Source organism: Rhizobium sp. P1_B8 (assembly GCF_056406515.1).
This window is the reverse complement of the sequence record NZ_JBFTZZ010000012.1, coordinates 113,564-126,700: the sequence shown is the minus strand read 5'-3', so window position 1 is coordinate 126,700 and position 13,137 is coordinate 113,564. Positions and strand designations below refer to the sequence as shown.

The following is a 13,137-nucleotide window of genomic DNA, read 5'->3' as shown; positions in this document are numbered from 1 at the left end:
CGGTTCAGGCTGTTCTCAGTATCCCATATCGCCCATGCCGCCATTTCCGGCTGCAGGGGCGGAGTCTCTTGCGGGAATGTCAGCGATCATCACCTCGGCGGTGATCAGAAGCGCCGCAATCGAGCCGGCGTCCTGCAGAGCGGTGCGCACGACCTTGGCGGGATCGACGATGCCGGCCTCGATCATATCGACATAGGTCTCCGTCTGTGCGTCGAAGCCCTGATTGTGGTTATTGCTGCCCGCGAGTTTTCCAACGACGATGGAGCCCTCGAACCCGGCATTGTCGGCGATCTGCCGGATCGGGGCTTCGAGCGCCCTGAGCACGATCGAGATGCCCGCCGTCACGTCGGCGTTCTCCCCGGTCAGGCCCGTGAGCGCCGACTTGGCGCGCAACAGTGCCACGCCGCCGCCGGGGACGATGCCCTCTTCGACCGCCGCACGGGTGGCGTTCAGCGCATCGTCGATGCGGTCCTTCTTTTCCTTGACTTCCGTTTCGGTCGCGCCGCCGACGCGGATAACCGCGACGCCACCGGCGAGTTTCGCCAGGCGTTCCTGCAGCTTTTCCTTATCGTAATCGGAAGTGGTCTCCTCGATCTGCGCCTTGATCTGCTGGATACGTGCCTGGATGGCCGCTTTCTCGCCGGAGCCGTCGATGATCGTGGTGGATTCCTTGTCGATCAGCACGCGCTTGGCGTGGCCGAGCATATCGAGCGTGACGTTGTCGAGCTTGATGCCGAGATCCTCGGAAATCATCTGGCCTGATGTGAGCACGGCAATGTCTTCCAGCATGGCCTTACGGCGATCACCGAAACCCGGCGCCTTGACGGCTGCGACCTTCAGGCCGCCGCGCAGCTTGTTGACAACAAGCGTCGCCAGCGCCTCGCCTTCGACGTCCTCCGAGATGAGGAGCAGCGGTTTGCCGGTCTGTACGACGGCTTCCAGGATCGGCAGCATCGCCTGCAGACTGCCGAGTTTCTTCTCGTGAACGAGGATATAGGGATCCTCCAGTTCCACGCGCATCTTCTCGGCATTGGTGACGAAATAGGGTGAGAGATAGCCGCGGTCGAACTGCATACCCTCGACGACGTCGAGTTCGGTCTCGGCGGTTCGCGCCTCTTCGACTGTTATGACGCCCTCATTGCCGACCTTGTCCATCGCCTTGGCGATCATCTCGCCGATGGCGGCGTCGCCATTGGCGGCAATGGTGCCGACCTGGGCGATCTCGCTTGACGATTTGACCTTCATCGCCCTCGCCTTGATTTCCTTGACGACGGCGGTAACGCCGAGATCGATGCCGCGCCGGAGATCCATAGGGTTCATGCCGGCAGCGACGAGCTTTGCGCCTTCGCGGAAGATGGAGGCGGCGAGCACCGTTGCCGTCGTCGTGCCGTCGCCGGCAAGATCATTGGTCTTCGAAGCCACCTCGCGCACCATTTGCGCGCCCATGTTCTCGAACTTGTCCGCGAGCTCGATCTCCTTGGCGACGCTGACGCCGTCCTTGGTAATGCGCGGTGCGCCATAGGCCCTGTCAATGACGACGTTGCGACCCTTCGGGCCAAGCGTCACCTTGACGGCGTTGTTGAGCAATTCGACGCCGCGCAGCAGGCGGTCGCGCGCGTCGTTGGAGAATCTGATTTCCTTGGCAGACATGATATTTCTTCCCAGTTCAGTCTTGAGATGCGGTCACAAATTCGACTCTCAGGCGGCTTTGTCGGCAGCCGCCTCGGTCTTTTCGACGATGCCCATGATGTCGGTCTCCTTCATGATCAGAAGGGTTTCGCCATCGATCGTGACCTCTGTCCCCGACCATTTTCCAAACAGAATGAGATCACCGACCTCGACATCGAGCGGGACCAGATTGCCGCTTTTGTCGCGCAGACCCGGGCCGACTGCGACCACTTCGCCTTGCTGCGGCTTCTCCTTGGCGGTGTCTGGAATGATGATCCCGCCCTTGGATTTGACATCGCCTTCCGCACGTCGAATGACGACGCGGTCGTGAAGTGAACGGAATTTCATAGAGGTCTTTCTGCTGCCGGCGCGTATGGCGGCTGCAACTCATAAATAACACTCGTGGCACTCGATTGATAGGAGTGCCAAGAAATATTATTCGCGGAGGAATTTTTTTGAGATATTCAGGAAATCAATCCGACCGGATATTTTGTAATAATCAGGAAATGAATAGAATTTTATACGCCATCTCGCTTCATTTTATTTTCCTGAACGAAGAGTTAATTTGGCGTTTTTTATAGATAAATCAGAATTTATCTTGATTTAAACTCAATAGAGGCGCAATGATAGGTCTCGTCGATTTGGCCAACTTGGCTTCGCGGTGTCAGAGACCTACGACCCGCCATCACCACTGAATTCTCGACAGCGATCCATGACGTCGTTCCGGCGTTGAGTTCGCCTGTTCCGATCCGGAATGAGCTTGGCGCTGACCGCGGATGTACCGGCAGCCTCGAGTTCGTCCGGTTCGGATCTCAACGATACAGGAAACGCATCGGTGTATTCCTGCGGAGGCCTCAGCAGTGACAAGTCGCACCACACAAACCGTCGTCCGCTTTTCATCCCCATTCCGCCTGCCCGGTTTCGACGGGGCGCAGCCAGCCGGAGAATACCGCGTCGATTATGACGAGGAATTGATCGAAAGCGTTTCCAGGCTTGCCTGGCGACGGGTCGGTGCCTTCATCCACCTGCCGGCGATCGCCGCGCAGAGTTCGACGCAGCAGATGATGCCTATCCACCTGTCAGATCTCGAAACCGTGCTCGAAAAGGACCACAAACCGTCATGACCGCTACGCGCATCCCGCAACGCAATGGACGCTCAGTCCGGCGCGAGGCAGCGACACATATCTTCAAGGTGGGGCAGACTGTCCGGGTGAAGGACGGGTTCTTGGTCGTTCCCTCCAAGCTTCCCGACACATACCGCATTACCGCCACGCTGCCTCTGAGAGGAAATGTGCTGCAATACCGCATCCGCAGTGATGATGAACGTCATGAGCGGGTCGCGACGGAAGATAGCCTGGAACTGGTAAACCTATCGCCCGCCGGCAGCGGCGCAACACTGATCGAGAGGACGTTTGGCCAAGGCCGCGGCCCGAATGACGAAAGGTTGACATCGTGAATAGCCATGGAGACGAAGCCGAACGAAGACGGAATGCCTTTGCCGTCCACACATGGGAAGCGCCCGGCCGCTACTCCATGGAGATCGAACACGACCGCCGGATCGAATCCGCCCGTTCGTGGACCGTCTATCGTGTTTCTGCAAGCGTTCCCGTGCACGCCGACCATGCCATGATCGGCAAGAGCCGTTCTGAGGCCGGGAAGGACATGATGTCCTTCAATCTCCTCAACATAGGATACCGGAAGGAATGGTTGAGGCTGTCGGGCGCCGCTCGGAGTGCTCGTAAGAGCCCGCCGGTCCAACCATGGCGCTAGCTTTTCTGAACCAAAGCCGAAGCTTCGATGCTGTGAGAAATGCTGTGCGCTTCGTCGGCCATGACGGCATGTTCCAGGTGTTGTTCTTCATCGAGGTTGGCGCACTGGCGAAATCCGATGCCTCATTGCAAAGAACCGAGCCTTCGGAAACGAGGTGGCTTTCCTCCTTCGACGCCCTGCGCAACTCCATTCAGGACGTGGCGCACAAAGCCTATTCCTACCGCCGCCGCGCCTTCTATACTCTAACTGCGGCGGATTTCCGCTAGACGGATCCGGACGCGCGAGAACGCTCCATGTTGATCCGTTATGGCTATGAAATGACGTTGACCTGCCCGCAGCCGACCGCATTGGTATGCCTGTTGTCGGTTCATGAGGATCGTGCGGCCGACATCAGAATTMCGGAAACTGTATTCACCACGCCCGATGTTCCCACTTCGACTTATCGCGACCTCTTCGGCAACCGCTGTCTTCGGCTGGTTGCCCCAGCGGGCGACCTGACCATATGGGGCGATGCGACGATCGAAGACGACGGCAAACCGGACAGGTCGCTGCCAGGCGCCAGGGAACTCCCGGTTTCGGAGTTGCCGGATGATTGCCTCGTCTACCTGATGGGCAGCCGCTATTGCGAAACGGATCGTCTCAGTCAAATTGCGTGGGATATGTTCGGCACCGTCTCACCCGGCTGGGGCCGCGTTCAGGCGATCTGCGATTTCGTTCACGGCCATATCCAATTCGACTACATGCAGGCGCGATCGACGCGGACAGCCTTCGAGGCGTTCCACGAACGCGTCGGCGTCTGTCGCGACTTTGCGCATCTCGCGGTGGCGTTGTGCCGTTGCCTCAACATTCCTGCCCGATATATCAATGGCCATCTCGGCGACATCGGCATTCCCGTCGTTGATCCGATGGACTTCAGCGCCTGGATCGAGGTCTTCCTTGACGGTGCATGGCATGCATTCGATCCGCGCAACAACACACCGCGGATCGGTCGCATCATCGTCGCACGCGGGCGCGATGCCGCCGACATACCGCTCATCAATTCCTTCGGACCGCATGTGCTGAAGGCGTTTCGAGTCTGGACCTATGAGGTGACGGAGCTGCAGCAGATGCAAAGCGTCGCCGAGGGCGCTGTTTAAACCAGACCTGGGTGGATGCGGCAATGTCCGGCCGCAGGCTTTGCCGCAGGCGGCAGCGGTCGTAGGACTGCCTATCCCACACACTTTTGCGCGACATGCTTTAGAACAGCGGTTGAAAGATGTTGGCGTCGAGCCATCTTGGGTGTGAGCAGTCATTAGCGGAAGATAGGGAGTTTCGCAGTCCATGTTCGATCACATTTCCATCGGCGTAAAAGACCTCGAAAGAGCCCGCCGTTTCTACGATGCGGCGCTGGCGCCGCTCGGATATGAGCGCCTCTCCAATTCCGACACCACGATCGGCTACGGCCCGGAAGGGGTCGGCCTTTGGGTGATGCAGGTCGAACAGCCTGTTGTTGCCGACATGCGATCCGGGCTGCATTTCTGCTTCGTCGCCCCGAATGAGGCTGCGGTCGATGCCTTTCACGCGGCGGCCGTCGCATCTGGCGGCACGGATAATGGTGAACCGGGTATCCGGCCGGATTACGGGCGCTTCTATTATGCCGCCTTCATCATCGACCCCGACGGCTATCGCCTCGAAGCTTATTTCCACAAAGGCGAGCTATAACTGACCGTCAGGCAGAGGCTCTCGGAATGGATACGCAGCAGCCGGAAGCTTCGAGCGCCTTATTGGCTACATCGATGAACAGACGACGGAACCAGCGCGCCCGGCCGTCCGTCTGGTCGATTCGGCGATAAAGCATCGTCACGGGATCGGTCGGCAGCGAAAGCGGCGGCTCGCAAAGCATCAGCCCATGTAACTGCGCCATGCAGCGACCGATCGATTCCGGCACGGTGGCAATGGCGGGCATCGCCTTCAGCACCATCGGCAGAGCGGAAAAGCGCGGGACGGTCGCCACTACCTGTCTCACATCGCCGGTGCGGTTCAGCGCCATGTCGATACCGGTCGAGGTGTTGCCTTCAAACGAGACGGTGACATGCGCGACATTGGCGAAATCCTTGAGGCTCAACGGCGCCTTCAGCCCGAGCTGAGCTTCATCGTAGATGCAGATCGAGACTTGGTCGAACAGCGGCGCGCGAATGTGCCAGGAGGCGGGTTCGTCATGCATCGCGACGCTAAAATCGAAGACGCCTTCATCCAGCCGGCGTGCGGCATCGCGCTTTTCGGAAGCGATGCCGATCAGCCGGGCGCCGGGTGAAAGCTGGAGAAGACGGGCGGCGAGCGGGCCGAAGAAGGCCGATTCAAGATTGTCGCACATGCCGATGCGGAACTCGCCCTGCCAGCTTGCCGGATCGAATTCGGCCTGTGGGCGGATGGCGCGCTCGATGCCCGACAGCGCATCCTCGATCGCCGGGGCGATGGAAAGAGCGCGCGGCGTCGGCTGCAGGCCGCGGCCGACACGCACGAACAACTCGTCGTCCAGCGCTTCGCGCAGGCGCCGCAATGCGGCCGACAGGCCCGGCTGACCGAGCAGCAGGCGCTCGGCGGCGCGACTGACATTGCGCTCCTGCATCAGCACCGAAAAAGCCAGCAGGAGATTGAGGTCGATCTTGCGAAGCGTGGCGTCATTCATCATCGTCAGTAATACCTGGCATGGCTACTATCAATTTGCAATAGGAAAGGAAGCTGTACATTTTCTCGTTCCCTGCCGCCCGGCAACCTCCCCCGATGAGGCGGCAGCAAAGAAGGAACGATTTCGATGACTCTTTCCAAATCGCGAAGCGGGGCGGGGCTGGCATTGCTGCTGCTCTGCACCGCCAATTTCCTCGACGCCATGGACGTTTCCACCATCGGCGTTGCCTTGCCTGCCATCCAGGCCGAACTCGGCATGGAGGCGACATCGCTGCAATGGGCCGTCAGCGCCTATGTGCTCGGCTATGGCGGCTTCCTGCTGCTTGGCGGCCGCGTCGCCGACGTCTTCGGCCATCGCCGCGTCTTCCTCTGGTCGCTGGCGATCTTTGCCGGCGCCAGCATCGCCGGCGGCTTCGTCGATAGTGGGCCGACACTGATCGCTGCCCGATTGATCAAGGGCATTGCGGCTGCCTTCACCGCGCCTGCAGCCCTTGCGCTGCTGCTCTCCGTCTTCGGCGAGGGAACCGCGCGAGCAAAGGCGCTCGGCGTCTTCGCCTCTACCGGCGCCACCGGCTTCGTGCTCGGCATGGTGCTCGGCGGTGCCGCGACGATCTTCAGCTGGCGGGCGACGCTTGTCATGGGCGCGCCCGTCGCCATCCTGACACTCTTTCTGGCGCCGCTGGCGCTGCCAGCCGACCCCAAAAGGACGGGACCGCGGCCCAGTTTCGACTGGGCCGGCGCGCTGACGATCACGCCAGGGCTGCTGCTCTTCGTCTTCGGCATCACCAATGCTGCGGCCGCCGGCTGGCAAGCCTTCCCGACTTGGGGTTCGCTGCTGGCATCGCTGGTGCTGATTCTGCTCTTCCTCGTGGTCGAAGCGCGGCATGCCGATCCGATGGTGCCGCTCGGCATGTTCCGCCGGGCCAAGCTCCGGCATGCCAATGCGATCGCCGCTCTCTTCCAGGGCGCCTATGTCGGCTTCCAGTTCCTGGCGACGCTCTATTATCAGAACGTCATCGGCTGGTCGGCCTTCACAACCGGCTTCTGCTTTGCGCTCGGCGGCGTCTTCGTGATGTTCCTGGCGCCGCGTTTTGCGACGCTTGCGCAAAATCGCGGCGCCACCGGGCTGATGGCGGCGGGTGTCGGCCTGCAGGCGTTCAGCTACATCTTCTGGGTGACAGCACTCGGACATGTCGACCCGATCCTACTGGTGCTGTTTTCGCAGATCCCGCTCGGCCTCGGCTACGCCATGACCTACCCCTCGGTGCAGGTCGCGGCTCTTTCCGACGTGGAAGACGACAAGTCAGGGCTCGCCTCCGGACTGCTTTTCGCCTCCTTCCAGATCGGTGGCGGCATCGTGCTCGCGGCCGCCTCGGCAGTCTTCGGCGCCGCGCCACATTTCGGCTGGAACCCCTATATCGCCGGAATCGCTTTCGTGGCGCTGCTTGCGGTGGCGATCACCCTGCTTGCAGCCGCCGGTCCGCGGAGATCGGCCGCCCGGAGGCCCATCTATCAGGCGGCGGAATGACCGTCATCGGCCCGCACCCTGACCGGTGCGGGCTACTCATCAACCGCAGCGATATTTGCTGCAAGAATCCCGTTGCGTTGCCTGGTTGAAAGGCGCATGGTCGCAACTTCGGCAGCCAGTGTACGGGCGCTGCCGACTGAGGGTTTTTATACCCTTGCCCCGATGAAAGGAGGACCGATGTCTTCCACTTTCGAAAAGCCGCATCTGACTTCGTCCGATCTCGACATGCTGCAGGGCGTGCTCGACGACGCCGGCTACGACGCCAAAATCCTGATCGGCAACGAACGTGTCTTCAACGTCGCGGCCATACTGTTGATCAGGCTGTTCGAAGAGGGCGTCACCTCGCCGGCCTTGCTCTCACAAGCGCTCGAACACCATTTCGGCAAGCTGAAGACGCCGCCGAAACCGGTAACCCCCGTCTTTAACCGATATGCGATACAGGGATTGCCCCGCGAAAGACGCGCTGTCGGCTAGAGCAGTACCAACAAAAGTGCGCAGCGGTTTTGCCTCCGGATAGCGCAAAAACAAAAAGATCGAGCATTTCCGTCACTCGGAGAAACCAGGAAATCCTCCGCTACATAATTCCTTAAATCGGAATCGATTTAAGGGCAAAATTATGCAGCAATTCAAATTGCTACAGCGTCCTTTGCGCGTCTAAAAAGACGCACGGCGCTGTAGAGGCGAGCGAGCCGCCCGGCTCCGAAGGATTATTGTGCGCAAAATCCTCTTGCTCTGTATCTGCGTCGCAGCGACCGGTTATTTCGGATGGGTGCAATTCGGGGCTTACCAACAACGGCAACAGGCTAGGGATCTCGCAGACATCGACAGGGAGCGCCGGGTGGCGCTCCTGGAAATCGATGGCTGCCAGGCGAAAGTGGATCTGCTTCTGTCGATGACAGACCGCCTGCTCAAGGCCGGCGGTATGCTGGTGCCGCTCGATATCGGACGGGACATAGAACTCTGTTTGGCCCGCGGCATCATGTCGACATCAGGCTTGGCGGAGATGGAAAGAACGAAGCTGATCCGCCTGTTTCCGGTGAATGACTAAGGCGGTCGCAATCTTTCAGATTCGCTCCTCGCGCTTCAGCTCTTTGTTTTCACGCATGTCGTGATCGCAAAACCGCTGCATAGTTTTTGTGCGACAGGCGTTATGCCCTGTGGAAATATGGCTTTCCTGCGGCGACGGCCTTAATGGCACCTCAATTTTACTCTATAAGGAGGGCTCGCTGATTTGGCCGATGCGGCATTTGCGGTGACCGGATTTCCGGCCCGCCATTTTCCCGATCGCGAAAGCATGGTGACGTCCCGTCTCAACGTCGGGTTTGGCTTTCGGTGACCTCTCCGGTCATCCGCCTCCAGACAGCGATGCGGTTTCAGCAGGCATCATTTTCATTCCATCCCTGCGGCCCGGTGTTGTCGGGTTGCCCCTCATGACGATCCCGCGATCTCGATCGCGACCGACAAACGGGGCGAATACCACGCAGGCTGCGGCTTTCAATTTCGATCTAAAGGGAGATTTTATCCATGGCAAAAGGACAGGTAAGAAGCAATCGCGAGGTCCGGAAGCCGAAGAAGGACAAGCAGGAAGCGAAGGTGGAAAGCACATTCGCCAACCAGATGAAGACGGCGACCAAAACCGCCCCGCAGGGCAGTGCTCCAAAGAAATAGAACCTCTTATCGAGCCGCCACTCTCGCCCTCGCTGCGCGTAACGGCGCAAGTGATAGCGCGTCCTGTCGGACACGCTGGCGTGACATCATCACCCATTGACATGTTCTCGAAAAAGGAATTGCTGCAACCATGACCACTCTTCATACAATGTACCACTTCGACTATCCGCTCTTCCTCATTCGCTCGGCCGTAGTGATTGCACTCGGCCTTTCGGCCATCGCGGCCTTTCACGGCGTCACTCTGTGATCGAATCTGCGCGCCGCAGCGAGTGCGAGGAAACCCAAGTGGCCCCTTTGGGCGAGTCTGACGAAAACCCGGAGAACGAAACCCCTGAGCGATCCCGGGCGAATGCCGAGCTTTTCGCTGAAAAACGCTGGCTGAAGATCCTTGCCGGATATCGCCAGCCACGAGCCGGACGCAGCGCTTTCGAGCTTGTCGTCACCGTCATCCCTTTCGCGCTGTTCTGGGCTGCCGCTTGGGCAGCGGTTCATTACAGCTTCTGGCCCGGCCTGATCCTCGTCCTTCCCGCCGCCGCCTTCCTGCTCCGGTTGTTCATGATCCAGCATGATTGCGGCCACGGCTCGTTTTTCGCCCGTCGCCGCGTCGACGACTGGGTTGGACGCACGATCGGCATCCTGACGCTGACGCCCTACGACTATTGGCGCCGGGCGCATGCGGAACACCACGCCTCGGCCGGAAACCTGGACGAACGCGGCGTTGGCGACATCGAAACCCTGACAATCGCCGAATACAACGCGCTGTCGCGTTGGGGCCGGCTTGGTTACCGGCTCTACCGGCATCCGATCGTGATGTTCGGGATCGGACCGGCCTGGCTGTTCCTCTTCAAGCAGCGCCTGCCTTTCGGCATGATGCGCTCCGGCGCCCTGCCCTGGGTCTCGACCATGGCGACCAATCTTGCCATCGCACTGGTCGCCGCGCTGCTGATCTGGGCGGTCGGAATCGTCCCCTTTTTACTGGTGCATCTGCCGACCGTGCTTCTGGCAGGTGCTGCCGGCGTCTGGTTGTTCTACGTGCAGCATCAATTCGAGGAAACACATTGGTCGAAGAAGCCGGACTGGCAGTTCCAGCATGCGGCCCTCCACGGTGCCTCGCATTACGACCTGCCGCCAGTGCTGCGCTGGATCACCGGCAATATCGGCATCCACCACGTGCATCATCTGTCGAGCCGGGTGCCCTACTACCGGCTGCCTGAGGTGCTGCGAGACCATCCTGAGCTTGCCGATATGGGCCGCATCACGCTCATGGAAAGCCTGCGTTGCGTCAAGCTGGTGCTGTGGGACGAACAGACGAAGCGACTGGTCTCGTTTCGCGACGCAGCGCGCCTCGCCGCCGCCCGGTAACGGACTTGAGAGCGGTTCAGACGACATCATGCTCTAATTCAGATTTTAGGCCGATCCGGCCTAAAATCATGCTGTTCTAGCGATAGCCCGTCACGTCCGCCGGCCTGCCGGGCTCCTGCACTTCCACCATGTAGCGCCAGCAATCCGGCCGAGAACCGTCGATATCGTCGAAGCCATAGGTCTTGGCGATCGCGCCGCTCGATAGCGATTGTCCGTTCCAGCGGGCGCGGTCGGGATCGGCAGCGATAGCGGCAACGGCGCGGCCGACGAAATGCGGCGTTTCGGAAATGGCGAAATGCGGCTGTACCTTCGTCGCCTCGCGCCAGTTCTCCTCGCTGACGCCATAAGCATCCAGCATCATTTCGGAGCGCAGCCAACCGGGCGTGATCGAAATTGCGGTGGCACCATGTTTCGCCAAATCTTGCGCATGCGCCCAGGCCATGCGTGTGACACCGGTTTTGACGAGGTCGTAAAAGGGCGACAGCCGGTAATGGGTGGCATTGTATTCGGCCGTGCCGTCGGTCATCTCGACCAGCAGCCCGCCGGGCCGCTCGATCATCAGCGGCAGGGCGTAGTGGGCGGTAATCAGATGCGTCTCGATGCCGAGCCGCAGCATGCGCAGGCCCTTGTCCAGCGAATGCTCCCAGACGGCCTTGTCCCATTCGAACAGTTTCTCGCAGCCCCAGATGTCGTTGACGAGAATATCGAGCCGGCCGGCTTCGCCGCGGATGCGGGCGACCAGCGCCTCGACCTGTTCCTCGACGAGATGGTCCACTTGCACGGCAATGCCCCTGCCGCCGGCTGATGTCACCAGCTCGGCCGTCTCCTCGATCGTCTCCGGTCTCATATATTCGGATTGCTGAGCGCGCGTCGTGCGCCCCGTCACGTAAACGGTGGCGCCGGCGGCGCCGAGTTCCACCGCGATGCCTCGACCGGCGCCGCGCGTAGCACCCGCCACCAAGGCAACTTTCTCCCGCAAGTTCGCTGTCACTTCTCCATCCTCCACGCTAGAACGGCCTTCATGCCGTAGGCACCCGGGGTTAACTCTTTGTTTTTACGCAATTCCGGAAGGAAAACCGCTTCACACTTTTCCTGGAATTGCTCCAGCTGGCGCCGCTTGTATATAAACGAATGATCGTTTACATTCGAGGCGAATGCAAGAGGAATTTCATGCCGCGTCGCCGCACACTTTCCGATGAACAGCTTCTCGCCATGGTGCTGGCGCTGATCCACGCCGAAGGGCCGGAGGCGGCGACCTTTGCGGCGGTGGCGAAAGCGAGCGGCCTTTCCGGCTCGACGCTGGTGCAACGTTTCGCAACGAAGGCGGCGATGCTGCGCGCAGCGCTGCTTCACGCCTGGGACCGGCTGGATGCGGAAACGGCGCGGCTCGCCGAGACCGTGCCGAAAACGCCGGAAGGCGCCGTCGCGCTGCTCGTCGGCCTGTCGCAGGATTACGGCGATAATGCCGCCGCCTATGGCGAGGGACTGCTGGTACTTCGCGAGGATTTCCGCGATCCGGTGCTGCGTGCCCGGGGTGCCGCCTGGGGAGCGGCACTGACGGCGGCAATCGCCCGATGTTTCGGATCGGCAAAGGCGCCGGAGACAATCGCCCGGCTGATGCTGTCGCAATGGCAGGGATCGCTGCTCTGGTGGGGTTTTGGCGCAGACGGGCCAGTGGCTGCCTATGTCGAGACGGAACTGCGGCGCTTCCTTGCGGCAATAAAGTCCTGAGCCCGCCTAGAGCATGATGCCGAGAAGTGTAAGCGGTTTTCAGACGACATCATGCTCTAACTCTTTAAGTTAGAACAGGATTCAGATTTTAGGCCGACCCGGCCTAAAATCATCCTGTTCTAGGCTTCCTCTTCGTCCTTCTCCTCACCCACCGTCAGCGGCCAGTCGACGACATAATCCTCGAGATCATCGATATCGATCTCATTTTCGCTGATCGCGCGGCCCTGCGCGGAAATGCCGGCGGCATGGACGGTCTCCGGGTCGCCGGAGACGAGCGGGTGCCACCAGTAAAGATCGCGGCCTTCATTGACCAGCCGGTAGCCGCAGGTGGGCGGCAGCCAGGCAATGTCAGGCACGTTCTCCTTCGTCAGTTGCACGCAGTCCGGCACGAAATCCCAGCGGTTCTCATAGCTGGAGCAGCGACAGCTTTCGCCGTCGAGCAGCTTGCAGCTGACCGAGGTGAAATAGATATCGCCGCTATCCCATTCCTCGATCTTGTTGAGACAACAGAGGCCACAGCCGTCGCAGAGGCTTTCCCACTCGGCGACGGTCATTTCAGCAAGCGTCTTGCTCTTCCAGAAGGGCAGATCGTTCATCGTTCGTTTCTTGCAACAGCGGCCCGCAAATTCGCGTGAGCCTCATGCATCTCTCTTGTTATCAGCCGCAAAATCAATCAATTCTCAGTATACTCCTGGTACTCGGAGAATTCTCTCCTGGTATCGGAGAGCTTTGCGGCCATATGC

The 13,137-nt window shown here is 60.2% G+C and carries 17 protein-coding genes; 12 read left to right on the top strand and 5 right to left on the bottom strand.

All coding sequences use genetic code 11. The annotated features are described in order from the left end of the window. Positions 1-15: 15 nt before the first annotated feature. On the bottom strand, positions 16-1,650 hold the full coding sequence (gene groL, locus AC1D2N_RS15995; protein ID WP_130652072.1) for a chaperonin GroEL: 1,635 nt from the start codon (positions 1,648-1,650) through the stop codon (positions 16-18). A 48-nt stretch (positions 1,651-1,698) separates the two neighbouring features. After that, positions 1,699-2,016, bottom strand: coding sequence for a co-chaperone GroES (locus AC1D2N_RS15990; RefSeq protein WP_003557889.1), 318 nt, complete (start codon positions 2,014-2,016; stop codon positions 1,699-1,701). A gap of 512 nt (positions 2,017-2,528) precedes the next feature. Between AC1D2N_RS15990 and AC1D2N_RS15985 the strand changes: the two genes are divergently transcribed. The 6 genes from AC1D2N_RS15985 to AC1D2N_RS15960 all read left to right on the top strand — a co-directional run bounded on the left by AC1D2N_RS15985 (position 2,529) and on the right by AC1D2N_RS15960 (position 5,139). Continuing rightward, entirely contained in the window at positions 2,529-2,792 is a 264-nt protein-coding gene (locus AC1D2N_RS15985; RefSeq protein ID WP_105005483.1) for a hypothetical protein, read from the top strand. After that, positions 2,789-3,124: a hypothetical protein gene (locus AC1D2N_RS15980; protein WP_047619713.1), complete on the top strand. Its 336-nt coding sequence runs from the start codon at positions 2,789-2,791 to the stop codon at positions 3,122-3,124. The genes AC1D2N_RS15985 and AC1D2N_RS15980 overlap by 4 nt, the downstream gene beginning before the upstream one ends. Then, a complete protein-coding gene (locus AC1D2N_RS15975; protein ID WP_018241285.1) occupies positions 3,121-3,438 on the top strand; it encodes a hypothetical protein in 318 nt (105 codons plus the stop codon). Before AC1D2N_RS15980 ends, AC1D2N_RS15975 begins: the two co-directional genes overlap by 4 nt. Continuing rightward, complete coding sequence (locus AC1D2N_RS15970; protein ID WP_113543397.1) at positions 3,429-3,704, top strand: DUF1488 family protein; 276 nt, start codon at positions 3,429-3,431, stop codon at positions 3,702-3,704. Before AC1D2N_RS15975 ends, AC1D2N_RS15970 begins: the two co-directional genes overlap by 10 nt. Positions 3,705-3,731: 27 nt before the next feature. Then, the gene (locus AC1D2N_RS15965; RefSeq protein ID WP_477981566.1) at positions 3,732-4,574 is read left to right on the top strand and encodes a transglutaminase-like domain-containing protein; all 843 of its coding nucleotides are present in this window, start codon (positions 3,732-3,734) and stop codon (positions 4,572-4,574) included. Between the two features lie 184 nt (positions 4,575-4,758). Further along, positions 4,759-5,139 carry a VOC family protein gene (locus AC1D2N_RS15960; protein ID WP_113543395.1) on the top strand — a complete coding sequence of 127 codons (381 nt, stop codon included), beginning with the start codon at positions 4,759-4,761 and terminating at the stop codon, positions 5,137-5,139. Positions 5,140-5,146: 7 nt separating this feature from the next. Here the strand turns inward: AC1D2N_RS15960 and AC1D2N_RS15955 are convergent, their stop codons facing one another. Next, the gene (locus AC1D2N_RS15955) at positions 5,147-6,109 is read right to left on the bottom strand and encodes a LysR family transcriptional regulator (RefSeq protein WP_130652071.1); all 963 of its coding nucleotides are present in this window, start codon (positions 6,107-6,109) and stop codon (positions 5,147-5,149) included. A 123-nt stretch (positions 6,110-6,232) separates the two neighbouring features. On the opposite strand from AC1D2N_RS15955, the gene AC1D2N_RS15950 reads away from it, so the two are divergent. The 5 genes from AC1D2N_RS15950 (at position 6,233) to AC1D2N_RS15930 (ending at position 10,663) form a co-directional block, all read left to right on the top strand. After that, positions 6,233-7,633 carry an MFS transporter gene (locus tag AC1D2N_RS15950; RefSeq protein ID WP_130652070.1) on the top strand — a complete coding sequence of 467 codons (1,401 nt, stop codon included), beginning with the start codon at positions 6,233-6,235 and terminating at the stop codon, positions 7,631-7,633. A 96-nt stretch (positions 7,634-7,729) separates the two neighbouring features. Further along, a complete protein-coding gene (locus tag AC1D2N_RS15945) occupies positions 7,730-8,107 on the top strand; it encodes a hypothetical protein (protein WP_026230636.1) in 378 nt (125 codons plus the stop codon). Between the two features lie 238 nt (positions 8,108-8,345). Further along, positions 8,346-8,681: a hypothetical protein gene (locus tag AC1D2N_RS15940; protein ID WP_130652069.1), complete on the top strand. Its 336-nt coding sequence runs from the start codon at positions 8,346-8,348 to the stop codon at positions 8,679-8,681. Positions 8,682-9,157: 476 nt separating this feature from the next. Further along, positions 9,158-9,301, top strand: coding sequence for a hypothetical protein (locus tag AC1D2N_RS15935; protein WP_003557866.1), 144 nt, complete (start codon positions 9,158-9,160; stop codon positions 9,299-9,301). A gap of 294 nt (positions 9,302-9,595) precedes the next feature. Then, the gene (locus AC1D2N_RS15930; RefSeq protein WP_027685400.1) at positions 9,596-10,663 is read left to right on the top strand and encodes a fatty acid desaturase; all 1,068 of its coding nucleotides are present in this window, start codon (positions 9,596-9,598) and stop codon (positions 10,661-10,663) included. A 76-nt stretch (positions 10,664-10,739) separates the two neighbouring features. On the opposite strand, the gene AC1D2N_RS15925 is transcribed toward AC1D2N_RS15930, so the two are convergent. Beyond that, on the bottom strand, positions 10,740-11,654 hold the full coding sequence (locus tag AC1D2N_RS15925) for an SDR family oxidoreductase (protein ID WP_130652068.1): 915 nt from the start codon (positions 11,652-11,654) through the stop codon (positions 10,740-10,742). Positions 11,655-11,833: 179 nt separating this feature from the next. Here AC1D2N_RS15925 and AC1D2N_RS15920 point away from each other — a divergent pair, with 179 nt between their 5' ends. Continuing rightward, complete coding sequence (locus tag AC1D2N_RS15920; RefSeq protein WP_130652067.1) at positions 11,834-12,394, top strand: TetR family transcriptional regulator; 561 nt, start codon at positions 11,834-11,836, stop codon at positions 12,392-12,394. Positions 12,395-12,513: 119 nt separating this feature from the next. Here AC1D2N_RS15920 and AC1D2N_RS15915 read toward each other — a convergent pair whose 3' ends face one another. Next, positions 12,514-12,990 carry a YcgN family cysteine cluster protein gene (locus tag AC1D2N_RS15915; RefSeq protein ID WP_130652066.1) on the bottom strand — a complete coding sequence of 159 codons (477 nt, stop codon included), beginning with the start codon at positions 12,988-12,990 and terminating at the stop codon, positions 12,514-12,516. Positions 12,991-13,137: the final 147 nt, after the last annotated feature.

What these genes read in the sequence shown, in the direction of transcription:
- AC1D2N_RS15950 (WP_130652070.1), top strand. Translation starts at nt 6,233, where the DNA reads ATGACTCTTTCCAAATCGCGAAGCGGGGCGGGGCTGGCATTGCTGCTG.
- AC1D2N_RS15920 (WP_130652067.1), top strand. Translation starts at nt 11,834, where the DNA reads ATGCCGCGTCGCCGCACACTTTCCGATGAACAGCTTCTCGCCATGGTG.
- AC1D2N_RS15990 (WP_003557889.1), bottom strand. Translation starts at nt 2,016, where the DNA reads ATGAAATTCCGTTCACTTCACGACCGCGTCGTCATTCGACGTGCGGAA.
- AC1D2N_RS15955 (WP_130652071.1), bottom strand. Translation starts at nt 6,109, where the DNA reads ATGATGAATGACGCCACGCTTCGCAAGATCGACCTCAATCTCCTGCTG.
- AC1D2N_RS15915 (WP_130652066.1), bottom strand. Translation starts at nt 12,990, where the DNA reads ATGAACGATCTGCCCTTCTGGAAGAGCAAGACGCTTGCTGAAATGACC.
- AC1D2N_RS15960 (WP_113543395.1), top strand. Translation starts at nt 4,759, where the DNA reads ATGTTCGATCACATTTCCATCGGCGTAAAAGACCTCGAAAGAGCCCGC.
- AC1D2N_RS15935 (WP_003557866.1), top strand. Translation starts at nt 9,158, where the DNA reads ATGGCAAAAGGACAGGTAAGAAGCAATCGCGAGGTCCGGAAGCCGAAG.
- AC1D2N_RS15980 (WP_047619713.1), top strand. Translation starts at nt 2,789, where the DNA reads ATGACCGCTACGCGCATCCCGCAACGCAATGGACGCTCAGTCCGGCGC.
- AC1D2N_RS15970 (WP_113543397.1), top strand. Translation starts at nt 3,429, where the DNA reads ATGGCGCTAGCTTTTCTGAACCAAAGCCGAAGCTTCGATGCTGTGAGA.
- AC1D2N_RS15945 (WP_026230636.1), top strand. Translation starts at nt 7,730, where the DNA reads ATGGTCGCAACTTCGGCAGCCAGTGTACGGGCGCTGCCGACTGAGGGT.
- groL (WP_130652072.1), bottom strand. Translation starts at nt 1,650, where the DNA reads ATGTCTGCCAAGGAAATCAGATTCTCCAACGACGCGCGCGACCGCCTG.